At 37.4% G+C, this 22,461-nt stretch carries 21 protein-coding genes; 12 read left to right on the forward strand and 9 right to left on the reverse strand.

Annotation, left to right across the window (positions count from 1 at the left end; genetic code table 11):
• The first annotated feature begins 144 nt into the window (after positions 1 to 144).
• The 5 genes from LC454_RS11420 (at position 145) to LC454_RS11440 (ending at position 5,077) form a co-directional block, all read left to right on the forward strand.
• Positions 145 to 1,320 carry a hypothetical protein gene (locus LC454_RS11420; RefSeq protein WP_223582442.1) on the forward strand — a complete coding sequence of 392 codons (1,176 nt, stop codon included), beginning with the start codon at positions 145 to 147 and terminating at the stop codon, positions 1,318 to 1,320.
• Positions 1,321 to 1,586: 266 nt separating this feature from the next.
• Complete coding sequence (locus LC454_RS11425) at positions 1,587 to 2,285, forward strand: RNA ligase family protein (RefSeq protein ID WP_223582443.1); 699 nt, start codon at positions 1,587 to 1,589, stop codon at positions 2,283 to 2,285.
• On the forward strand, positions 2,285 to 3,394 hold the full coding sequence (locus LC454_RS11430; protein WP_223582445.1) for an AAA family ATPase: 1,110 nt from the start codon (positions 2,285 to 2,287) through the stop codon (positions 3,392 to 3,394). The genes LC454_RS11425 and LC454_RS11430 overlap by 1 nt, the downstream gene beginning before the upstream one ends.
• Positions 3,395 to 3,729: 335 nt before the next feature.
• On the forward strand, positions 3,730 to 4,263 hold the full coding sequence (gene folK / locus LC454_RS11435; RefSeq protein ID WP_223582447.1) for a 2-amino-4-hydroxy-6-hydroxymethyldihydropteridine diphosphokinase: 534 nt from the start codon (positions 3,730 to 3,732) through the stop codon (positions 4,261 to 4,263).
• Positions 4,264 to 4,393: 130 nt separating this feature from the next.
• Positions 4,394 to 5,077 carry a CPBP family intramembrane glutamic endopeptidase gene (locus LC454_RS11440; protein ID WP_223582449.1) on the forward strand — a complete coding sequence of 228 codons (684 nt, stop codon included), beginning with the start codon at positions 4,394 to 4,396 and terminating at the stop codon, positions 5,075 to 5,077.
• A gap of 2 nt (positions 5,078 to 5,079) precedes the next feature.
• Here the strand turns inward: LC454_RS11440 and LC454_RS11445 are convergent, their stop codons facing one another.
• Both LC454_RS11445 and LC454_RS11450 read right to left on the reverse strand, forming a co-directional pair.
• Positions 5,080 to 5,490 carry a DUF2255 family protein gene (locus LC454_RS11445; protein WP_223582451.1) on the reverse strand — a complete coding sequence of 137 codons (411 nt, stop codon included), beginning with the start codon at positions 5,488 to 5,490 and terminating at the stop codon, positions 5,080 to 5,082.
• A gap of 106 nt (positions 5,491 to 5,596) precedes the next feature.
• The gene (locus LC454_RS11450) at positions 5,597 to 5,881 is read right to left on the reverse strand and encodes a LytR/AlgR family response regulator transcription factor (RefSeq protein WP_223582453.1); all 285 of its coding nucleotides are present in this window, start codon (positions 5,879 to 5,881) and stop codon (positions 5,597 to 5,599) included.
• Between the two features lie 316 nt (positions 5,882 to 6,197).
• Between LC454_RS11450 and LC454_RS11455 the strand changes: the two genes are divergently transcribed.
• Positions 6,198 to 6,770, forward strand: a complete 573-nt coding sequence (locus tag LC454_RS11455) for a Crp/Fnr family transcriptional regulator (protein ID WP_223582455.1) — start codon at positions 6,198 to 6,200, stop codon at positions 6,768 to 6,770.
• A 35-nt stretch (positions 6,771 to 6,805) separates the two neighbouring features.
• On the opposite strand, the gene LC454_RS11460 is transcribed toward LC454_RS11455, so the two are convergent.
• Entirely contained in the window at positions 6,806 to 7,291 is a 486-nt protein-coding gene (locus LC454_RS11460; protein ID WP_223582457.1) for a hypothetical protein, read from the reverse strand.
• A gap of 639 nt (positions 7,292 to 7,930) precedes the next feature.
• Between LC454_RS11460 and LC454_RS11465 the strand changes: the two genes are divergently transcribed.
• The 3 genes from LC454_RS11465 (at position 7,931) to LC454_RS11475 (ending at position 11,684) form a co-directional block, all read left to right on the forward strand.
• A complete protein-coding gene (locus LC454_RS11465; RefSeq protein WP_223582459.1) occupies positions 7,931 to 8,431 on the forward strand; it encodes a DUF2199 domain-containing protein in 501 nt (166 codons plus the stop codon).
• 439 nt (positions 8,432 to 8,870) lie between these two features.
• Positions 8,871 to 10,262, forward strand: a complete 1,392-nt coding sequence (locus LC454_RS11470; RefSeq protein ID WP_223582461.1) for a DUF1080 domain-containing protein — start codon at positions 8,871 to 8,873, stop codon at positions 10,260 to 10,262.
• 6 nt (positions 10,263 to 10,268) lie between these two features.
• Positions 10,269 to 11,684, forward strand: coding sequence for a Gfo/Idh/MocA family oxidoreductase (locus LC454_RS11475; protein WP_223582463.1), 1,416 nt, complete (start codon positions 10,269 to 10,271; stop codon positions 11,682 to 11,684).
• A gap of 503 nt (positions 11,685 to 12,187) precedes the next feature.
• Here LC454_RS11475 and LC454_RS11480 read toward each other — a convergent pair.
• Complete coding sequence (locus tag LC454_RS11480; protein ID WP_223583000.1) at positions 12,188 to 12,547, reverse strand: winged helix-turn-helix transcriptional regulator; 360 nt, start codon at positions 12,545 to 12,547, stop codon at positions 12,188 to 12,190.
• A 157-nt stretch (positions 12,548 to 12,704) separates the two neighbouring features.
• On the opposite strand from LC454_RS11480, the gene LC454_RS11485 reads away from it, so the two are divergent.
• Positions 12,705 to 13,235, forward strand: a complete 531-nt coding sequence (locus LC454_RS11485) for an NAD(P)H-dependent oxidoreductase (protein WP_223582465.1) — start codon at positions 12,705 to 12,707, stop codon at positions 13,233 to 13,235.
• Between the two features lie 101 nt (positions 13,236 to 13,336).
• Here LC454_RS11485 and LC454_RS11490 read toward each other — a convergent pair whose 3' ends face one another.
• Together LC454_RS11490 and LC454_RS11495 are read right to left on the reverse strand one after the other, a co-directional pair.
• Positions 13,337 to 14,092 (reverse strand): SDR family oxidoreductase, encoded by a 756-nt coding sequence (locus LC454_RS11490; RefSeq protein WP_223582467.1) that lies wholly within the window; start codon positions 14,090 to 14,092, stop codon positions 13,337 to 13,339.
• A gap of 50 nt (positions 14,093 to 14,142) precedes the next feature.
• Positions 14,143 to 14,427 (reverse strand): AraC family transcriptional regulator, encoded by a 285-nt coding sequence (locus LC454_RS11495; RefSeq protein WP_317196256.1) that lies wholly within the window; start codon positions 14,425 to 14,427, stop codon positions 14,143 to 14,145.
• A gap of 912 nt (positions 14,428 to 15,339) precedes the next feature.
• Here LC454_RS11495 and LC454_RS11500 point away from each other — a divergent pair.
• Complete coding sequence (locus tag LC454_RS11500; RefSeq protein ID WP_223582470.1) at positions 15,340 to 15,519, forward strand: hypothetical protein; 180 nt, start codon at positions 15,340 to 15,342, stop codon at positions 15,517 to 15,519.
• Between the two features lie 141 nt (positions 15,520 to 15,660).
• Here LC454_RS11500 and LC454_RS11505 read toward each other — a convergent pair whose 3' ends face one another.
• The 3 genes from LC454_RS11505 to LC454_RS11515 form a co-directional block, all read right to left on the reverse strand.
• On the reverse strand, positions 15,661 to 17,334 hold the full coding sequence (locus LC454_RS11505) for a M1 family metallopeptidase (RefSeq protein WP_223582472.1): 1,674 nt from the start codon (positions 17,332 to 17,334) through the stop codon (positions 15,661 to 15,663).
• A gap of 4 nt (positions 17,335 to 17,338) precedes the next feature.
• Positions 17,339 to 19,513, reverse strand: a complete 2,175-nt coding sequence (locus tag LC454_RS11510; RefSeq protein ID WP_223582474.1) for a S9 family peptidase — start codon at positions 19,511 to 19,513, stop codon at positions 17,339 to 17,341.
• Between the two features lie 69 nt (positions 19,514 to 19,582).
• Positions 19,583 to 20,971 (reverse strand): aminopeptidase P family protein, encoded by a 1,389-nt coding sequence (locus tag LC454_RS11515; RefSeq protein WP_223582475.1) that lies wholly within the window; start codon positions 20,969 to 20,971, stop codon positions 19,583 to 19,585.
• Positions 20,972 to 21,451: 480 nt separating this feature from the next.
• Between LC454_RS11515 and LC454_RS11520 the strand changes: the two genes are divergently transcribed.
• Positions 21,452 to 22,336: an AraC family transcriptional regulator gene (locus tag LC454_RS11520; protein ID WP_223582477.1), complete on the forward strand. Its 885-nt coding sequence runs from the start codon at positions 21,452 to 21,454 to the stop codon at positions 22,334 to 22,336.
• Positions 22,337 to 22,461 lie beyond the last annotated feature (125 nt).

Consider the following 22,461-nt stretch of genomic DNA (forward strand, 5'->3'; position numbering starts at 1 on the left):
TCTTTTGTTATTTTTTTATAAATATTATCGTTTGCATGATGTTTTGTTTTGTGAATTCGATATTATTTATTATATTAGTATACTTTTGTGAGTAGATATTATTAATTTAGTTATCCTAACCAGATATTAATTCGGAGAAACGTCATGAAATCTATCATTTATTTTTTGAGTTCGCTGATGCTGTCTATTGTTTTTAATCTAAAAACAATATCGTTTCAAGGTTTTTTTGACCGGTCAGATCAGTTGAAATATTGGATTTTGGTTGTTATTATGCTCTGTGTTTTTTGGATTGGAGCAACAATAGTATCATTAGTACTTAATTTGCCTACGTACTGGAGTGTACCTTACATGCGTGAGCGACTGGGGGAACAGGCCAAAAACATACCCGGACTAGATATTATTCTGCATTTTATCGCTTTCTTTTCACTTTTATTGGTTTCCGTTTTTCCATTTATACTTTTGTATGTAGCTGTTATCTTTGTTTACAGCCAGTCGTCAGTAGAACGATCGATACTTTTTGAACTACATATGCAGATCTATGGAATACGTTATGCCACTATTTTTGTTTCATATAGTCTAATGGTCTATATGCGAGAAAACTGGTCATTACTCTACCACTCTGTTGGCCAACGGCAGAATCTTGCTGTTATCTATAATCGTCCGCTCATGCATATAGTGCACAATGTGAGTTTAGAAAAAGAATTACCAGCTCCACAGCCAATGGTGACAAAAAGGAGGCCTTTTATGAAAAAAAGACCCGCATTTGAACAGTTCGAACAGACCCCTGCGATAATTTCCCTAAATGAAAAACGAACCATAAAAGAAAGTGGGATGAAGAGGAAAGAACAACCCTATGGAGTGGACATTGATAACATCGATGTATATCTATTGGGGGACCTGTTAGATAAGCGGGGAGAATTTGTACAACAGATCAATCTGCAGCAGCTCCGATTTGTTGATATTGTCGCCGTATATACAACAGCAGAAACTAAATGTGTTATCTTACGTAACGGTACAACATTGGATTGCCCAACAATCTTTGATCAATTAAAGAAGATCGGGATGGAAGACTGGATTGTCAAAATATCAAAAAATTATGCGATCAATATGTTCTTTGTGCAATACCCAATCAAACGTGTGGCGGATGACCTGAAATTACAGCCCTTTATTGAAAAAATGCTGTTGCAAAATATTCAGCGGGAACAGCTTAGTGAAATATTGAGAAGTGGGAAAGGCCTTAGAGGACATAATGTTAAGCTTTTCTTAAACAATCAGCAGGATTACACGCGTGCCGGATGGGACGCTTATATTAGAATATAACAGCCATATGGCCCCTGCATAAAGAGATTTTTATTTATAGGTTCTAGTTTTCCGTTATGTCTGATGGTATAGCGGTTTTTTATTTTTAGAGAAATTTATCTATTTTTGCAGCAATAGATCATAATTGTTATACATTTTTAGAACGTAAGGTCATGTAATACTTCTGCCAATATACAGGAAGGTTTTAATCAGATGGGATAGATGCTCAACTCTATTACTGCTATACCTGTGTTTTTAATCAGTATTATTCACTTTAATTTAAAAAAATGGAATCAACAAAATATGGTCGTACCTACCATTTTCCTTTTTCACCGGGAACCAGCAGTGACGATCGTTTTAATCATGAGTACTGGACGGATATACAATCCTTTTCACAGCTACTTTACACTGAAAAATTGGATGGCGAAAACAATTGTCTATCCAAACGAGGTGTATTTGCCCGGTCACATGCTGCTCCCACGACATCCCCATGGACAGCACAATTACGGGAACATTGGGGACGATTGAAAAATGATTTGGGCGACCTAGAGTTTTTCGGTGAAAACCTTTATGCGGTTCATTCTATAGCGTATACAAAGTTGGAACATTATTACTTTGTATTTGCAGCCCGAATCAACGAGGTCTGGCTTTCATGGGAGGAAGTTACCTTTTATGCTAACTTGTTTGACTTGCCGATGGTACCAGTATTGCGATCGGACAGTGTGCAAGATATGACGGAAACACAGTTGCAAGAAACTGTACAACATCTGGCATCTCAACCTTCGATCTTTGGGTCTGTGGATCCGAGAACAGGAATTAGCTGTACCTCAGAAGGTCTGGTCTGCCGAAATGCCGAGACTTATCCCGTATCCAAATTTCAGCATAATATCTTTAAGTATGTGCGAAAGGGACATGTACAGACGGATGAACATTGGACTAAATCCTGGAAAAGAACAAAACTTGTTTGGGAAAGGGGGGAAAACTAATGGAATGGAAATTAACAACAGATACAGATTGGCTAAAACTGGAAAAGCAATTTTCCTGGGTAGAAGTTATGCGGAATGTTCCGCAGGATCCCATTCATCACGCAGAAGGTAATGTTGCCATTCATACCCAGCTGGTGCTTGAACAGTTGCAACGATCCAATACCTATAGGGGATTGAGTAGACAACGACAGGAACTGCTTTGGGCTGCCGCATTACTGCACGACGTCGAAAAAAGGTCTACGACCGTGGTCGATGGACAGGGACGGATCAGTTCGCCAAGTCATGCGCGAAAAGGTGCGCAGACAGCACGTGAAATATTGTTTCGTGATGTGGAAACTCCCTTTTCCCTACGGGAGGAAATTGTAGGTTTGGTTCGTTTTCATGGTCTGCCACTCTGGCTGATGGAAAAAATTGATCCAATGCGTAGTGCGCTAGAGGCATCATTAAGGGTAAATATGATTGAATTGAAACTTCTAGCCGAGGCTGATGCCAAAGGACGAATATGTCAGGATCAAGGAGCATTGCTTGATGCGCTAGAGCTATTTGAGCTGTATGTAAAAGAGATTGATTGCTGGGAGTCACCTCGATCTTTTTCGACTCCAAATGCTCAATTTACCTACTTCAACAGCGCGGATGGTTATGTGGATTATATTCCTTTTGATAATTTTAGATCAACGGTCATCATGCTGTCTGGGTTGCCTGGTATGGGAAAGGACCATTATATCGCTAACCATAATAAGGATATACCAGTTATTAGTCTTGACGATATTCGTCGTAAATATCGTATCGAACCGACTGATAGAAAGCGGAATGGTTGGGTAGTGCAACAAGCGAAAGAACAGGCTAAGATTTATCTACGCCAGGGCCAAGACTTTATATGGAATGCAACTAATATCACTTCCCTAATGCGAAAGCAGTTGATAGACCTCTTTGTCAGTTATCAGGCCTATGTTGAGTTGGTCTATATCGAAAAACCGTACCGTCAATGGCGCGTACAAAATCGAGATAGGGCCCATCCGTTGCCAGAAGCTGTATTGGATAAAATGCTCCATAACTTGGAAGTACCACAACCAACAGAAGCACATGAGCTCCGTTATATAGTTGAATAACTCATAACCTCAAGTTGTTTTTGACGAACGCAATAAAAAATCTTTTTAAAAAATCAATATTTTTGATAAACCTCATCGCCAAGTGAACGCTTATTTAGAGCATGAAATGTTCAGTAGCGGGATCTTTGGTGTTGATAGGCTAGTCTATATCTTGTATACTGAGCGAGAGAATGATGCTTAATTCATTTGGATGATTTATTGGCAAAAAAATTGCTTACAGAAGTTATCCGATTATGATAAGTAGCGTTTACTTAAACCATACGGGCAGATGGGACCTCATAATGAAAGTTTGGCTCTGAAATAGCTTTGCATTTTAGAGGGATAGCCCCTTTGTTATGGGACGAATCCTGTATATTGATGGCGTTGAACGTTTAGCTCGCCGACTGGTTCAAAAGGGACATAAGAAAAAAATGAAGGGAATGAAAGCATACGCACTGAGCGCTATGGATAAAGTAAAGATATCTAAAGACAACCAAATCAATACGGCTTTGATCTTGTTAGGCTCTAATATCAATCCTGAAGAAAATATCACCATAGCCTTGAATTATATTCAGAAATTGGGAACGATGGGCAACCAGACAGACTTTATCTATACTAAACCTCTTCAATTTGAAGCCCAACCTAATTTTTTGAATGGCGCATTATTATTGCATACGGGTTTAGCTTTGGATGGATTACACAGTGAATTAAAACAGATCGAATTGGATATGGGACGCCACAGAAGCGAAAGCAAGAATGCTCCACGAATCATCGATCTCGATGTGATTACTTTCAATGGAAGCATTGCCGATGAAAAAGATATTGTACAGCTTCCTTTCTTATATGACTTTGTAAAACAACTGCAACCCGAAATATTCAAATGGCAATAAAGAATTCATGATCTTTTGTACATTTGATAAACCGATTACCTTATTTGAGTGAATAGCCAAAAATAATTTATAGCCGAAACTTAGTTCTTTTAATCAATAAGAGTATGTTAATTCGATAATAGTTATTGGTATGGTAGGTATAATAATCATATTGATTATGTCTTGGCTTTTGTTGTGGATTGTCGAACAGAAGAATCTTAGTGTTCTCGGATTTACACCGACGAAAAATAGACTTGGAACCTTTTGTGTAGGATTCTTTATGGCTGGTCTGTTATGTACTATCTATCATTCTATAAAAGTCGTGGCAGTACACAATTTATGGATGCTTAATCCGAAACTATCTGGTGCTAATTTGATCAATAGTACATGGTGGATCATAAAATCTGTCCTTTTCGAAGAACTGTTGTTTAGAGGTGTTCTACTTTATATCGTGGTGGAAAAGCTGGGATCTAGATGGGGGTGCCTGCTCTCCGCTGGAGCTTTCGGTGTTTACCATTGGTTTTCCTATGGTGCTTTTGGAAATCCAATACAGATGCTGATGATATTGTGGATGACCGGACTTTTTGGATGGGTATTGGCCAAAGCTTATGTTGTTACAAAATCTCTTTATTTGCCGATAGCTTTTCACCTAGGCTGGAACGTCGTTAATATTTTGGTGTTTTCTAATGGACCGTTGGACGCACAACTATTGGTTAGAGCTAATGATAACCAAGCTCAAGGCCTTGTCTCACTATTGATCTTTCTTTTCCAAATGCTTGCGCTCCCATTATTTGGATATCTATATATTCGAAAATATGGACACAAATCGCCATGACTTCAAATGATGCTTGAATTCGGTTGTATAACGGTAGACTTGAATTCATCGATCATAAATTCCATAGTTTTAGCAACATGTTTTTCAGCGGTAATAGATTGCGCATAGACACTATTGTAGCCTTGGTTATATTTTGCTAGATAGGCCTGATTAATTGCAGCAGTCAACTCAGGGTTATCGTCTACAACTGTTGCACATATTTGGCAAAGAATTGGACCGCATTTAATCTGGCTCATTGGATTTTTTAGAAAGCTATTGTACCAGCTCCGCTCTGCCAATCCCCAAGATCTTGCAAATATTCTACCTTGAACAACCACCATCCAGATGTCTGAAAAATCAGGTCTTTCAATCCCCGCTTTTATACCAATGAGGTTATTGTTTTGGATATAATCTAATACTTTTTGTTTACACATTCTACTTGTTTTCTCTCAAAATTAGAATGAAAGAGCATATATAGAAACTTTTTTATATAGCTTGCTAAAAATAATATGTGAATGGCTCTTTTGGATATGTAGGTTGTCAGAGCATCATCTTATTGAGTGTGTTGGTAAGACAATCTCGATAGCTCTTTGCGACCGTTACTTTTAGATCACCGGATATAAGCTGATTGTCTTCAAAAGATTCAATATTGTTGAGATTAACAATGTACGAATTGTGAACGCGCATAAATTCTTGCGGTAAGCTTTCGATTAGATCTTTGAGGCTCTTATAGGAGATGTGTTTTTTGTGTGCTGTCGTATGAATTTCGACATAGTTTCCCAGTCCTTTGATCACGTTGATTTCATTAAAAAAAAGCTTTAGCAATTTTTTATCTGTTTTAATAAAGGCAAAAGCCCGATGTTCCGTGATAGTCTCCGTTAGGCGATATGGGTATTAATAAGCCAAATATATAAATTATCAGAATAAATGTTGGTGATGTTAATACCTTCTATCGAAAGATCTTTGTCAATAAAGCGAAGGTATGTTCTTTGAGCAATTAGCGATCAGAAACCTCCGTGTTGATTTTTACAATGTTGTTGATTGTGCGTGGAAGTGTTACTTATGCTTTGTCCGAATTAACTTTTTATAGTACCTTGCATTAGATGGTGAAATATGAGCTGTCAAAATAAAATGAAAGCTATTGGAAATATTTAGAGCACATTTGGAGAAATTTATCCAGATCGACGATGTAACATTTGAGCGGGTATCAAAATACTTTAATATAAATTCAGTTGCAAAAAAGGAAAATATGCTGGAAGAAGGCCAAATCTGCAGATACCACTATTTTGTGTTGAAAGGAATATTGCGTAAGTTTTTTGTAAATGAAAAAGGTGTGGAACAAACCACTGAATTTGCTATTGAAAACTGGTGGTTGACGGACAATATGGCTTATGAAAATAAGCTTGTAAGTTCATTCTATATACAAGCTGTTGAAAAATCGGAAGTTTTATATATTAGTCAGGAAAATCAGGAAAAATTGATGACGGAATTTCCATTGATGGAACGCTATTTTCGTTTTGTATATCAGAGAGCTTATGCAGCGGCACAAATGCGTGTTAAATATCTTTTTTCATTACCTAAAGAGGAGTTTTATCGCGATATGTTACGTAAATACCCAGAGTTTGTGCAACGTGTACCACAATATCTTATTGCATCTTTTTTAGGCTTTACTCCCGAATATCTGAGTGAAATTCGAAAAAAAATAAATACCTAAAAATACGATAGAGACCTCAAACATTGCTGAGAAAACTAATAATACTGGTCCGAATCTGTTATCCGGTAAGGGTTAATTAGAAAATGTCGATTATGTTCTTTTGCATAATCGCTAATCAAATTATTGAATTTTTCAATAGCTTTTTCTTCAGATCGAGCGAAACAATGTAAGTTGATCTCCATTGGTTTTTCTGAAGTAGCTTCATCTATACGGAGTTGCCCGACTTCGGAAAGAACCACGGCAAATGAAGTTTTGCAGATTTCAATTTCTAATTTATTGTCAATCAACTGTGAGGAAATACTATAATAGGAATCATTATTCTGGATTTCATCTTGAAAGGGATCTAAAAAAGTAGGTATAATAGAACGATAGCCATATTTCGCGTTGCCAAAAAAATGATCAATATATTCCTGTGCTTTTTCATAAGTAGAAAAAACCCCTTCTAGGTTAGTGAATACATCTGGATCTTCTTTAATCTCTTTTGAAACTACTGTATATACCTTAATGGAGTTGGTTGTCATATTTTAAAATGCTACTGTCTATTAAGTTAAGTGAAGTTTTTCTGCAAAAAAACCAATTTAAAATTTCATCAATGAGATGTTCAAAGATAAAATCGTCTTTTTAAAATAAAAAAATTTCCTTTGTCTACTTTGTAGTCTAGTTGGAATATATGTTTGTTCTTTAAAGTTGTGTATAATTTTCGTGTTCTCCAAATTTTTTACTGATTGTTTTTATTTTATTTTTTAAATAGAAGGGTTGATCTTGTTTCAGAGTAAAAGAGAAAACCTTATTAAGTACCATGGAAATTTCCAAAATGATTGGAAGATCCTGTTTTATAGTTTATCTTGAATAGGTTAGGAGTATGAGCATCAATAAATGTAAATAAAAAAAGGTTTCCAAACGGGGAGAATGAAAACCTTAAATAACCAATTATAAACCTAAATTATGATACTACAAAAATAGTGTACTTTGTACACTTTAGCAAATTTTTTTAAAAATATTATTATAATAATTTAAAACACTGCGACTATAAATAAAAGAATTGAGATTATGAATTTTACCTGATTATCTCATAGATATTTATTATTATGAATTTAAAAGTTTGATTAAGTTTGCAATTAAGAAATACCTTGGAATATTTTTTTTGAGATACAATATATATGGATACTTTTATTTGCCAAAATTGCGGTGTAGAACATACTGAATTACCATCCTTAGCTTTTGATGCCCCTTTTCATTATGATATATTAAGTCTAGTCGATAAAGAGAAACTCGCAGAAAAAGAGGATGATTTTTGTGTCATCAATCATAAAGATCAGATTGACTATTTTATCCGTGTTGTTTTGCAGATTCCTATTTTGGATCACGACGAAACCTTAGATTATGGTGTTTGGGTTTCGGTGAGCAAAGAAACGATAGAGGATTATCGCCTTATGTTTGCGGCTAAGGAGGCCGAAGAAAAAAGCTATTTTGGTATGCTCTGTAATGAAATAGCAGATTATGAAACTTCTACAATTGGACTTTATATGCAGGTTTTAACTCAATTGAATGGTTATCGTCCATTATTAATACCTTATGAGTCTGAACATTCATTGGTACAGGATTGGTCGAATGGTATTAGTAGAGATGAGGCTGTCCGACGAGTTAATTCTGTGACTTAGATTTCTCTCGTCGCTAGTGCTTCATTTTTACCTAGAACCCATTCTTTCGATGCAGATTCGCTTTAGAATTATGCTATTTTACCACGGTGTATCTATTTATTTCCTTGGTTTTAGTTTTCTTATGGTGTATTAACACCCAATTTTTTTGTGCTATTTATGCAAAGACTATAGTTTTTTTTCGTCGTATTTTCATTGTTATTGTTTTACACGTTGCCTTTTCTATTGTTTCAAACGTTTTCGTAAATAAATCATGCAATTTGATTCGTTTCACCTATATTAATTGATATCTTGTTTTAGAAAGCCAATTGAAAAAATAACCAATGGCTGAGGAAGGTGTACCAATCTCCTAAATCGAAAGGGATTAAACTGCATAATAACTTTAATATCCCAATATTCAATAAATAAACCGGGCGTACGAGCTCAAGATGTAATTATCACAATGAAAAGAAACACATTATTTAAGTTTGTCTTAGTGGCAGCGATGGCTGGAAATACTATTTTATCGCATGCGCAGATGAATAAGACCACAGAAAAAGGCTGGACAAATCTTTTTGACGGAAAAACGCTGAATGGCTGGAAAACCGTTGGCGGGAAAGCTCCTTATTCTATTGAGGGGGACGCGATCGTGGGAAGAATGACTAAAGGAACGCCCAATTCATTTTTGGTCACAGAAAAAGAATATGGTGATTTCATATTGGAACTAGATGTTAAGCTCGAAGGCAGTCAAACGAATTCAGGAATCCAGACCCGGAGTCATCTTGACCCAAAAGCAAATGATGGCCGTGGCAAGGTCTATGGAAGGCAAGTGGAGATTGACCCGTCATCCAGGGCGTGGACAGGTGGTATCTATGATGAAGCTCGCCGCGGCTGGCTTTATCCGTTGGATCTCAATGAAAATGCAAAGAAGGCGTATAAAGCCGAAGAGTATAATCACATTAGAATAGAGGCAATCGGTGATGAATTGCGTACCTGGATCAATGATATTCCTGTTTCTTATGTCGTAGATACAATTGATCGAACTGGATTCATCGGATTACAAGTACACAGTATTCCTTCAGAATTAGATGGTAAGAAAGTCTATTTCAAAAATGTTAAAATAAAGACCACTGATCTGAAGACAAAAGGTTTTCCGAAGGATATTTATATCGTCAATCTAAAGCCAAATGAAATAGTGGCTGCCGAAAAGAAAAAAGGAGTAAAGCTGCTATTTGATGGTAAAACTAATAATGGATGGCGAAGCATCCATGGAGATAAATTTCCTGATCGTGGTTGGGAAATTAAGGATGGTCAATTAACTGTTTTGAAATCTGATGGTGGAGAATCTACCAATGGCGGTGATATCATAACGAAGGATAAATATACCGTATTTGACCTCTCTTTTGAATTTAAACTTAGTCCTGGAGCGAATAGCGGAGTAAAATATTTTGTCACATTGAAGGAAAAGTCCAAAGGATCGGCCATCGGTCTAGAATTTCAGGTACTTGATGATGCCTTACATCCTGATGCAAAGTTAGGTCGTGACGGTAACCGGACCCTGGCATCACTATATGATCTTATCACATCGAATAGAGATGCGCGTGCCCGGAGACCGATAGGCGAATGGAACAGAGGTCGGGTAGTGGTTACCGCGGATAACAAGGTTGAGCATTATCTGAATGGAATAAAGATGTTGAGTTACGAAAGAGGATCGAAGGAGTTTAAGGACCTTGTCGCGATTAGCAAGTATAAGGACTGGGACAACTTTGGTGAAGCAAAAGAAGGCTCCATTCTATTACAGGATCATGGTGATCGAGTTTCATTTCGCAGTATAAAGATTAATACACAAAACTAAGCTCATATGAATCATTATCTATCACGTCGAAGCTTTGTAAAACAATCTGTTATTGCAGCGGGTGCAGTCATGCTATCGAATAGCGTCCTTGGCAAGGTCACTTTAGCATCACCGAATGAACGGGTTAATTTGGCATGTGTAGGTCTCGGCAATAGAGCTGCGGATATTATAAAAGAACTCTATAAAACCGGCCTTTGTAATATTGTCGCACTCTGTGATGTAGACTTGGGAGCTAAGCACACACAGGAAATTTTGAGTATGTTTCCGGATGCACCAAAATTTAAAGACTTTAGAGTTATGTTTGACAAGATGGGGAGCCAAATCGATGCGGTTAGCATCGGTATACCGGATTTCTCCCATTTTGCCATAACGATGTTGGCCTTGGATCTTGGAAAGCATGTTTACGTTGAAAAACCAATGGCAAGAACATTTCTTGAAGTTGAATTAATGACAAATAAGGCCAAGAAGAATCCAAAACTTGTAACGCAGATGGGGAATCAGGGGCATTCCGAAGCGAACTACTTTCAATTCAAGGCATGGAAGGATGCGGGGATAATTAAAGATATCACGCGTATCGATGCTCATATGAATATGCCCCGCAGATGGCATGGATGGGATGTAAATATGAAAGGATTTCCAGCTGCTGAAATAACACCAGACACGTTGGACTGGGAACTGTGGCAAATGCAGACCCTAGGACATAATTATAATAAAGACTTTGTGAATGGGCAATGGCGCTGTTGGTATGATTTTGGCATGGGAGCTCTTGGTGATTGGGGGGCGCATATCTTAGATACTGCACATGAGTTTTTGGATCTTGGGTTGCCTACAGAAGTAAGTGCTGTAAAGCTTGATGGACATAATTCGTATTTTTTTCCCATGTCTTCGACACTGAAATTTCATTTTCCGAAGCGAAAAAAGATGCCTGCAGTTGATATTAATTGGTATGATGGCTTAAATAATTTGCCACCAATCCCAGACGGCTACGGGGTTTCGGGATTGGATCCGAATATTCCAGCCCCCAGTACAGGTAAGTTAGAGCCGGCGAAATTAAATCCTGGAAAAATTATCTATGGAAAGGATCTGACTTTCAAAGGAGGTTCTCACGCAAGTATTTTGCAGATTATACCTGAAACAAAGGCAAAGGAATTAGAATCCCGTCTTCCAGAGGTTCCGAAATCACCATCTAATCATTATGCCAACTTCCTTAAAGCATGTAAAGGAGAAGAGAAAACAAGGTCAGCTTTTGAAATTGCAGGACCTTTAAGTCAAGTGTTCTGTTTGGGAGTAATTGCACAGCGTCTAAATGCGAAGCTGATTTTTGATCCCCAGAAAAAAGAAATCAGTAATGATAGATTTGCGAATGCACTTTTGGCAGGACCTCCACCTACAAGAGGCTGGGAACAGTATTATAAAATGTAATCCGATAGAAACACTTAATCCATATAAAAAAGGCGAGGGATATTAATATTTATCCCTCACTTTTTTTTTGCTTTAACCAAGGTGCCGACCGATTTTTTTCGCTGAGGCTGGCCGGCAATCAATATGATCCTGATCACTAGGCTAAACAAACTTGTGGTAAATGGGGCTCAGGAATCTAGTCGATCTTAAACTTTCATCCAAAACGGAGAGATCTAGGTGCCAATAAATTATAACTCTAAGCACAATAACTTACGAAATGGGATTCAAGTCTCCAATGGTTAAACGATTTTAGAGCAGGCTGGTATATACAAAGAAGTTGGCTTTGATTAATAGGAGAGTGAAGAGTGAAAAATAAGTGTTTAGATAAAATGAAAAAAGGTTTTCAAACGGGGAGAATGAAAACCTTCAATAACCAATTATAAACCTAAATTATGATACTACAAATGTAAGTGTATTTTTTACACTATGCAAATTTTTTTATATTTTTTTAATACGATGAAGTCTTACATCGAAAGACCTTTTAATTTTTCTCCCCATTTTCCAAGTTCACGAATGATAGGAGATAGCTCATAACCAATAGTTGTTAATTCATACGTTACTCGTAGAGGAACCTCAGCATATATCGTGCGTTTGACGACTCTATTTTCCTCTAATTTTCGTAATTGCAAAGTCAACATGCGTTCGGTGATATTAGGAAGGCATTTTCTGATTTCACTGTATCGGAGGCTTCCGTTGATTAGATAGCAACAAATAGCCAAAGACCACTGGCCACCAATAATATTAGCCGCAAATACCTCAGGGCAATCATTCGCTAAAATTTGTTTATTGGCAAAATTGGTTGAACTCTCTTTGATTTTTGTCATCACGCACATTTTTTATAGTACCGAACATTGGGCTACCAGTGCGCCAAAATAAGGAATATCTCGCTATTTTTGAGTCAAAATAATCGAGTGAATAAAACAATTACGACTATCGAACGCCGTGATAATGAGTATCCAAACTATTGAATAATTAGCTATAATGAAAACATTGGTCATTGTAATACATCCAAATATTAAAGAATCACTCCTTAATAAGAGGTGGATCGAGGAATTGGAAAAACATCCGGAGGACTATGAAATCCATCAATTGCATGAAAGATATCCAGATGAAAAAATTGACGTTACCCTGGAACAGCAATTGATTGAAAAACATGATAAAATCATATTTCAATTCCCATTTTATTGGTTTAACTGCCCTCCTTTTTTTAAAAAGTGGTTGGATGAGGTATTGACCTATGGCTGGGCATATGGAAAGTCGAGTGGTTACAAGTTAGCAGGAAAGAAGATCGCTTTGGCCGTTTCTGTTGGGATTGACGAAGCAGAATATAGTGCAAATGGAAAGTATAAATATAGCCTAGATCAATTGACAAGTCCTTTTGAGATTACATTCAATTATGTTCACGCCAATTATCAACCACTTTTTGCATACTATGGTATCGAAAAACATGCTTCCGAAGAATGGGTTGAACAGAGTGTACCCTATTATCTCAATTTTTTAAAACAGTTGTAGACGATCAATATGAATTGAAATTTTTGCAGGATCTGGTAAGTTAGACTTACCAAATATCAAAGGCATCTTTTTATATAAAAGATGCCTTTGATAATGTTACACTATCGTGTTGTATACCCTCCATTGGCAAAAATGGTTTGCCCGGTAATCCACCAACCATCTGTTACCAGGAATTCGACTAGAGGAGCAATATCTTTAATGTCAGTCAACCCCCCAAGTGCAGAGGCGGATTTATGATAAGCTACTGCTTCTTCGCTCTCTTGTCCATAGAAAAATGATGTATCCATTGGACCGGGAGCAACCGCTGTCACCGAAATACCTCGATCGCCAAATTCTTTGGACGCAGCACGCGTAAAATGTTCAACGGGTGCTTTCAGTCCTTCATATGTAGAATAAAACCCTGTGTATGCCGCAAGTAACGATGTGACAATCGTGCAAACTTTACCGTTGTTGTTCAATTTTTTGCCTGCTTCTTGGATAAAAAAGTAGGCAACTTTGGAATTAATATCACTCATGCTGTCATATTCATCCACTGTTGTATCTACGATCGGTTTTTTTAATACTTTACCGACGGTATTAATTGCAATATCGATTCCTCCATATTGCAACACCGCCGTATCAAAGAGCTTGCTAATATTTTCGATATTAGTAAGATCCGCTTGAAAGAGGATCGCTTCCGCTCCAGCAGCCTTTACCACTGCCAGTGTTCCTTCTGCATCTGCCTTGCTGTGCTCACTGTTATAGTGGATCACCAATTTGGCGCCTTTAGCAGCAAAATTTCGACTCAACAAACCACCAAGGTTTTTCGCGCCGCCAGCGATCAATACAACTTTTCCTTTTACATCATTCCTTGCCATAATAATTTATATTTTGATTATAACAAATTTCATGAAAGTAAATGATGATATTATGGTGAACTTTTCGCTTTTTTCAATTGACGAAATTCAGATGGGGTTATACCTTCATATTTCTTAAAAAATTTGGTGAAATTAGATGGATCGTAAGTAAGTGTTTGAGCGATGGTCGAGATGGTCAATGTGCTGTTGATTAGGAGATCCTTTGTGCATGTTAATATTTTATTTACATAAAAATGGCAAGGGTGATTTCCACTGGTTTCCTGTATTATTTTAATAAGATGTTTTTGAGAGATACAAAGTAAACTGGCTATATCCTTTAATTCTAACATTTCCATAGCTTTGCCATTAACTAAATCAGATAAATGGCGGTCCAACAATTCAAAGTATTGGATTGTAATTTCTGTGCTTCTTCTCTTAATGTGAGGTGAAAATACTTCCGTTATGCTAATTATCCTGAATAATATTCTAAATATAAGTAAATTATGTGTGCAGGGGTACTGTTGCTTCCTCTTATAAGCAGGCTATTAGAGCAGGATTTACTTAAAGAATACAACAGCGCAATATATTTTACAAATTTTAGTGTAATGTAAAAACAAAAAAAGGTTTTCAAACGGGGAGAATGAAAACCTTCAATAACCAATTATAAACCTAAATTATGATATGACAAAGGTAGTGTATTTTGTACACACTTGCAAGGGTTTTCGAATAAAATACTCATTTTGTTATACCATCGTGATATTACCTCTTGTTGTTTAGTTATATTGATTCTAATTTCCAGTTATAAGTCTTTGACAAGTGTTGCCCATAAAAGGTCAATATTAGGTCAGAATGGATTAATTCATAAGAAGACTGAGCAACTTATTGGATATAGTATAGATGATTGAAAACAATGGGATCAATATATTGCCAGTAGGCACGGATAATGTGCAAGAGGGTTTTGCTCAAGCTATGTTGGTGGAAATAGATACAGTGCGGGTATTGTGCAATCCTGAACTGCTGGAAAGAGGACATTTATTTCTTGTGTCAATTGTCATGCAAAGAAGATTTTAATGGAACATTTGGTTGGTCAGATAATCTTGACCTTCGCGGCATCTGACAATGATATGTAGAAATATCAGGAGCTGTTCACTATTGCACAGAACAAGTGCGGAAGACTGTTGTTCCAAGGTATGCCAACTAGTGTTGAGTAAAACACGCTATGCAACAACTGGGGGCATTTCCAGCGACCATAGATTGAGTCACATACAGTGTACAGGAGAGACTATGGAAGATTAAAAAATTACGGCAATGCTATTGTAGCTGGAGGAGGAGGAATGATGGGGCTGAGTTTGGGTCCCGCCTATGGCGAGATTGTTTGTGACCTATTGGCTGCTAGAGAAATTGAACCCAGTATTGTCGGATTTAAGCCAGATCGTTTCGACCGTTAAGAATCCATTTTATAAACAGTTGCCCCAAAAATAGGATTACCTGCTTTTGGGGCAACTGTTAAATTTTTGTCTCCAAAGTCTTCAAAATTATGCTATTTTCTTGTGTCGTGTTGAAGCTTCCAACATGCTTTTGAATAGATGTTATTCTGACAAAAGGCCTATATAATAATTGAATGTATCGACATCGATATTTTCCTTATTTAATCCCGCAATTTTTATCGTTCTGAACTGTTGATCTAGTTGAATAAGCTGTCTCTTTTCGCCTTTTATTCCGATATGGATTGGCATCTGAAACCCTTTGACCGCGCTAATCCACCTGCCCATTATTCTACCAGAAGCATCTTGTTGGATTTCTAGTGTTGGAATAGAGGTATGCTGAACATACTGTTCAAATACTTTTGACAGGTCCAGACCCGACTGCTGGCTTACATAATTCACAATATCACTGTAATTTACCTGTTGATGATAGAATTTACTATTCAAACCTCGTAATATAGCGCGCCATTTATCGTCATCATCTATCATTGTACGGATCATATTGAGCATGACACCTCCTTTAGGATACATATCGCCCGATCCCTCCTTGTTGACGTGATATGGTCCCTGCATGGGGCTGTCATTGTGAATGCCACTTCGGATACCATGCGCATATGCCTGACTGGCTTCTTTGCCGTAGAAATAGTCTATAAATAAACCCTCAGAATAATTTGTGAAACTCTCATGAATCCACATGTCCGCGAGATCGGCAGAAGTGATATTATTACCAAACCATTCATGGCCCGATTCGTGGACTACAATGAAATCCCATTTTTGCCCCCAACCTGTTCCCGAAGCATCGTTTCCACGATATCCATTCTGATAATGATTGCCATAGGCAATAGCACTTTGATGTTCCATACCCGTATGATACGTTTCGACCAGTTTGTAACCATCCGCATAAAAAGGATATGGACCAAACCAATACTCAAATGCTTCTAACGTCTGTCTGGCATTTTTTTGAAGATGAGCCTTTTTTTCTGTTTTATCATTCTCCCGCAAGATATAGTAGTCGACATCCAAAGGACCTTTTTCACCTTTGTATTTTTCTTGAAAATGAATATAGTCTCCAATATTGATGGCTACATTGTAGTTGTTGATCGGATTGGCAACTTTCCAATGGTATTTGTTGTATCCGTCTTTCATTTTTTCCACTTTTACCAATCGCCCATTAGATACGTTCATTACTTCTTTTGGGACAGCGATCGAAATCATCATACTGTCGACTTCATCGTACTGATGGTCTTTATTAGGCCACCAGACGCTAGCGCCCATACCTTGGCAGGCTGTAGCCACCCAAGGTTTACCATTGCTGTCTTTTTTCCAGTCAAAGCCACCGTCCCAGGGAGCGCGTGCTGCCTCTGTGGGATGACCTTCATAATACACTGTGAATTCACTTTGCGTACCTTTGGTGATTTTAGTAGGAAAGTTCAAAAAAACAGCATTATATTCTCTTGTAAATGAGAGCTCTTTCCCTTGATAGATAACCTTATTAATTTTAAGATTGGCAAACAGATCGAATTGTAGACGTTCAAAATCTTCCGTGGCCTTAAAGCGGAATAAGTTTGAACCTGAAATGAATTTATTGTCTACATCTACTTTCACGTCCAAATGATAATATTGGATATCGTAGCAAGTGCGCAATGGTGTGAGAAATCCCCGCAATGAATCCGCTCGCGTGAATTCATTTTTTTCTTTCATCAGTTGCGCGTTGGATTGCTGGGAGCCTGCGACTAAAATGCCACAGGTACCTAGTGCATATAATAGTATTCTTTTCATTCGCTTATCTTCCGCCTGGAGGGCAATGTAGTTTTAAATAATTCGTAAATAACGTTCTTAGGTGTTCGTGAGTCCCTTCTCCTTCACTAATGGAATGACTACGGTTAGGATAGGACATTAACTGAAATTGTACATTATTTTTTATGAATTCGTCTATAAGAACTTCCGCATTCTGATAATGAACATTATCGTCTCCAGTGCCGTGTATATACAGTAGATTTCCTTTAATATTTTTTGCATATTTCAATGGCGAACCATTCTCAAAGTCGGCTAAATTTTCTTGTGGAAGTCCCATATAACGTTCTTGATAGACATTATCATAAAGGAGTTGATTAGCAACAGCTGCTATTGCAATACCTGTTTTATAGATTTGTGGGTATTGTCCCAGTAAATTGAGGGTACTTGAACCACCTCCGCTCCATCCCCAGACTGCGATGCGCGAATTATCTACAAAAGACCATTTTAATATTTCCTGTGTGGCTAATGCTTGATCACGAATATTGAGCTGACCGATATTGCGGTAGATACTTTTGCGCCATAGGCTACCTTTAGGAGCAGGTGTGCCCCGGTTATCCAAAGAAATATAAATGTATCCGTCCTGGGCCATATTTCCTTTATACAAGCTGTTATAACCTGCGCTAAAGTTGTCGATTACAGTTTGTGAAGCAGGCTCACCATATACCATAAAGACTACTGGATACTTTTTATTCGGATCGAAATCCAGTGGTTTGACCATCCAGCCATCTAGTTCAACACCTTCAGTAGTCTTAACTTTGAAAAATTCGGCTATGCCATCACTGACTTTCTTTTCACGTTTAACCTCAAAATCCACTACTGTCCGGTGTGTAGGGAGCTCGATAATAGCATCTTGCTTGAGCTCGGAACGGTTGCTAAAGCTGAAGATAGCAATCTTGCCATCTTTCGAAATATCATAATCGCAAGTTCCCTCGAAAGATGCTGGTGTGAGCCTTTTTGGGGAGCCACCTCTAGTAGAGACACTATACAGATATTTTTGAGTCGCATTGCTGGGAGAAGCAGTGAAATAGATTGTTTCTCCTTTTGGATCTAGAAAATCAAGATTAATAATGTCATAATCCGCTTTCGTAATGAGCTTTTCATTACCTTTAAAGTCAATTTGATAGATTTTTCGCCAGCCGTCTTTTTCCGATACCCATATAAATGCTTTTCCATCCTGTATCCAGTCCCAGCCCGAAGGATCATTATTATTCCATCTTGCCTTGATGTCAATCCAGGAATCGCTCGTTTCGCGATGTATTGCTTGAGCTTCATGAGTAGCAATGGAAGCTGTGTAGATCTTACTTTCGTTTTGTTTCCTATTGAGTTGCTGAAAAATAAGCTGTTTGCTGTCCATACACCATTCCATACGTGGAATATAATGCTGTTCAGGATCTCCCGGAATGTTTATGCGGCTATTCTTTCCGCTAGCAAGTTCATAAGTCCATATGGAACAAGCGCTTGGAGACTGTCCCACTTTCGGATATTCTACAGGAATGGTAAAAGAGTAGAGACTATCCGTATTATTAATCATTAGAAAATTACGGATACTGTTTGCGTCAAGTTTCCAGTAGGCGATAGAGAGACCATCAGGCGACCATCTAAAACCATCTTTGCAACCAAACTCTTCCTCATAAACCCAATCGAAAGTTCCATTGATCATACGGTCTGTCCCATCCTTCGTTACGGCGTTTATATTTCCATTCGTTAGATCCTCCACATAAATATTATGGTCTGCTTTGTTAACATAAGCCACTTTATTGGCTTGAGGATTAAATTTGGCAAACATCAATTGGGATGATGGAAATTGACGGCCTAATTGCGTCAATTGATTGGATTTCTTGTTGTACACCCAATAATCACCCCTTGTATTTTCTCGCCAAACCTTTTTGCTATTGGTATAGATTAAAATTAGTTCCCTATTCTTGGATATCGAAAAATTCTCAACTTTTATTGCCGTATTGCTGCCTTTTGGAATAAGAGATTGCTGGGATAAAAAGGTTCCCCGGTTTCCATTTTTTGGATCGACGATCTCAATCCCTTTATCCGAAAACTCATAATATTGGTCACCAATATCCGTCCAGAGTCTTTGCGCAAAAAGAGGATTGGATAGATAAAGAACCAATAACAGTTTTGCGAGGATAAAATGTCTAATTCTATTCATTTGTATATGATTATTATTGATCAATTATTTAATTCAGATGAGGTATGTTACTAGGATCCTCCAGCGTATTTAATCTATTGCATTGTCTTTTAGGCGATAGATTTCTTGCACTTCACGTTCGAGGTATTTTCCGAGACGTCGATAACCATTTTCCTCAATAAGATAATTGTCCTCAATACGAATTCCCCCAAAATCGAGATGTTTTTTCAGAAAGTCATAATTGACAAAATCCCTGTGCAGATTTTGCTGCTCCCAAAGCTGTGTCAGTTCAGGGATGAGATAGATACCTGGTTCCACAGTAAGTACATTGCCAGCTTCCAATTCCTTACCTAATCGCAGAGATTTAAGACCGAAGGTCTTGGTATCTTTAGGTTCGGACGTACTGTAGCCCACATATTGTTCGCCCAGATCTTCCATATCATGTACATCCAGCCCGAGAAGGTGACCTAGTCCACATTGAAAGAATAGTGTGTGTGCATGGTTAGCAACTGCATCTTGTGAGTTGCCTTTCATAAACCCGACCTGGATCAGTCCGTCTACGAGTGCTTCACAGGCTTTTAAATGGATATCTTTAAAACGGATTCCGGCAGTTAACAACTGCTCAGCAGATTTAAATGCGTGTAAAACGATCTGGTAGATTTCCTCCTGTAAAGAGGTAAAACGTTTACCAACAGGAAAGGTCCGTGTTAGGTCGGAAGCATATCCCAATGATGTTTCAACTCCAGAGTCATTCAGAAGAAGATCGCCTTCATGAACTTGATGGAACTGCATATGGTTGTGCAAGATTTCACCTCTTTTGGTCACGATTGGCGGATAAGAAAAAGGCATGCCCTGGTCCTGTGCAAAATGCTGCATGGCATTGCTAATCTGATATTCATAACAACCGGGTTTGGTCATCTGGATAGCGAGACGGTGCATGTCTACAGCTACATCTACAGCTTTTTCTAGTTCGACAACTTCCTCCACTGATTTAATACTGCGTTGTGCGGCTACAGCTTGAATTAAAGCTACAGATGGTTGAAGCTGATTAACAGGACAATTAAACAATTTTCCAAGCAATATTTTATTGTGCGATTGATAGGGGGGAAGGTAATAGAGTGTATTTTGATCGCTTTTTTTTAGATAGTCGAAGAGTTGATCAAAAGGAAGTAATTTACGGATCCCCGAAAGGGCCGCTTTTTCTGCCAACGTCTGTTGTTGTCCCATCCAGACGATATCGTCGATGGTCATTTCATCACCAAATAGTAATGTCTCTCCCAGATCAATATCGAGGAGAGCAGCTAATCGAGGAGCTTTTATACCAATATAATATAAAAAACTACTGTCCTGACGAAATGGGTAGGTATTGTGTTCAAAATTGATCGGGTTCTCAATATTCCCTAAAAAAAGGATTTTTCCAACGGAAAATTTTGAAATGAGCTCGTTCCTTCGGGTAGTATAGATTTCTTTCTTAAACATATTTGTGAAAATTAAGAGAGGCAACGTATAATTAAGATTTACAACGATATTATTTACATAAATAATACATATGCTAATATCGCAAAATTTAATCTTTTAATCTTGAGGACTCCTATTCAAAAACGGTATTGTGGTTGATATTTTAACGTTGTTACAATTGCTTATTTTTAATAATTGATACATGAAAAAAAAATAACATCGACATTTAATAAAGTTCTATGTTTATATTGAATATTAATTATCGCAATTTATCAAAGTCTAATTGTATTTTAACCTAGTTTTTGTAAGATATTGAGTTTTAATGCCTGATTTTATCAAATGCTGAATGGAAAATTTGCGGATTGCTAAATATTATCACATTATATACATATTTTGTTTTTGTTTTTTCATGGATTATGATTGATGTGTTTACTTGTTTCGTAGTTATTATATTTATATTAACTAAACAGTAGTAAATACGAATATAAACTATGAAATCCTATGAAAACGCTCCAATTTAATGTGCCAACAATGCAAGGCCAAAGTTTAACAGTACAAGAGGATATTTTAGAAACTTTTTATCCGCATCTTCACAGACATCAAGAAGCTCAACTTATGTGGATAGTAAAGGGGAGAGGAATATTGATTGTTGAAGATACTTTACATCCTTTTAAAGAAAACGATATTTTCTTTTTGGGTGCCAATCAGCCACACGTATTTAAGTCGTCCTCGCAGGACGGTTTTTCAAATGAGTCTCGTTCTATCTCGATTTTTTTTGACCCGAATGGCAAACTCAAGTTCTTGTTCTCATTAGAGGAATTTGAATCGTTAAATCAGTTTATCTATAATAATTCCTGTGGTTTTAAAATTCCGGAGGAATACTTTGAGCAAATTTCGGAAAGAGTATTACAATTGAAATCTTCAGATCAAATGGATAAGTTGATGCATTTTTTCTATCTACTGAGATCTTTGGCGAATATATCAAGGGAGACGGATCCGCTTTGTGCAGAAAGAGCGGAAGTGATCTTAGACACGATTCATAGTTCAAATCGAATTAATCTAATCTGTAATTATATCAAAGAAAATCATAAACATGATCTTAGTCTAGAAGATGTCGCCGATTATGCCAACCTTACACCACAGGCATTTTGCAGGTATTTTAAAAAACATTGTGGCGTTACTTTTGTCGCATATTTAAATCGAATACGGGTTAAAGAGGTGTGTAATCAATTGAATGAAGATCATTTAGATAGCGTTTCGTTTATTGCATACAGTTGCGGATTCAATAGTATTACCAATTTTAATAGAGTGTTTAAGCAGATCATTGGCTGCAATCCAAAAGAATATGTGCAGCAATATAAGCAAACACTATATTCTGTCATCTAGGGAAGTTATGGTGAAGATCCAAAAATAACGAGCTTGTTGATTTTAGGCAGTATTCGAAACTAATTTTCGTCGTGTAGGAACTGTATATTTCGATGGTTTTCGTATCAGCGGAGACGATCAAAATA

The organism is Sphingobacterium sp. GVS05A, from assembly GCF_019969845.1.
Lineage (GTDB): Bacteria > Bacteroidota > Bacteroidia > Sphingobacteriales > Sphingobacteriaceae > Sphingobacterium.

Excerpts from the sequence above, each read along its gene's own strand:
- LC454_RS11420 (WP_223582442.1), top strand. The coding sequence starts at position 145 with ATGAAATCTATCATTTATTTTTTGAGTTCGCTGATGCTGTCTATTGTT.
- LC454_RS11425 (WP_223582443.1), top strand. The coding sequence starts at position 1,587 with ATGGAATCAACAAAATATGGTCGTACCTACCATTTTCCTTTTTCACCG.
- LC454_RS11430 (WP_223582445.1), top strand. The coding sequence starts at position 2,285 with ATGGAATGGAAATTAACAACAGATACAGATTGGCTAAAACTGGAAAAG.
- folK (WP_223582447.1), top strand. The coding sequence starts at position 3,730 with ATGGGACGAATCCTGTATATTGATGGCGTTGAACGTTTAGCTCGCCGA.
- LC454_RS11440 (WP_223582449.1), top strand. The coding sequence starts at position 4,394 with ATGGTAGGTATAATAATCATATTGATTATGTCTTGGCTTTTGTTGTGG.
- LC454_RS11445 (WP_223582451.1), bottom strand. The coding sequence starts at position 5,490 with ATGTGTAAACAAAAAGTATTAGATTATATCCAAAACAATAACCTCATT.
- LC454_RS11460 (WP_223582457.1), bottom strand. The coding sequence starts at position 7,291 with ATGACAACCAACTCCATTAAGGTATATACAGTAGTTTCAAAAGAGATT.
- LC454_RS11465 (WP_223582459.1), top strand. The coding sequence starts at position 7,931 with ATGGATACTTTTATTTGCCAAAATTGCGGTGTAGAACATACTGAATTA.
- LC454_RS11470 (WP_223582461.1), top strand. The coding sequence starts at position 8,871 with ATGAAAAGAAACACATTATTTAAGTTTGTCTTAGTGGCAGCGATGGCT.
- LC454_RS11475 (WP_223582463.1), top strand. The coding sequence starts at position 10,269 with ATGAATCATTATCTATCACGTCGAAGCTTTGTAAAACAATCTGTTATT.
- LC454_RS11480 (WP_223583000.1), bottom strand. The coding sequence starts at position 12,547 with ATGACAAAAATCAAAGAGAGTTCAACCAATTTTGCCAATAAACAAATT.
- LC454_RS11485 (WP_223582465.1), top strand. The coding sequence starts at position 12,705 with ATGAAAACATTGGTCATTGTAATACATCCAAATATTAAAGAATCACTC.
- LC454_RS11490 (WP_223582467.1), bottom strand. The coding sequence starts at position 14,092 with ATGGCAAGGAATGATGTAAAAGGAAAAGTTGTATTGATCGCTGGCGGC.
- LC454_RS11495 (WP_317196256.1), bottom strand. The coding sequence starts at position 14,427 with ATGGAAATGTTAGAATTAAAGGATATAGCCAGTTTACTTTGTATCTCT.
- LC454_RS11505 (WP_223582472.1), bottom strand. The coding sequence starts at position 17,334 with ATGAAAAGAATACTATTATATGCACTAGGTACCTGTGGCATTTTAGTC.
- LC454_RS11510 (WP_223582474.1), bottom strand. The coding sequence starts at position 19,513 with ATGAATAGAATTAGACATTTTATCCTCGCAAAACTGTTATTGGTTCTT.
- LC454_RS11515 (WP_223582475.1), bottom strand. The coding sequence starts at position 20,971 with ATGTTTAAGAAAGAAATCTATACTACCCGAAGGAACGAGCTCATTTCA.
- LC454_RS11520 (WP_223582477.1), top strand. The coding sequence starts at position 21,452 with ATGAAAACGCTCCAATTTAATGTGCCAACAATGCAAGGCCAAAGTTTA.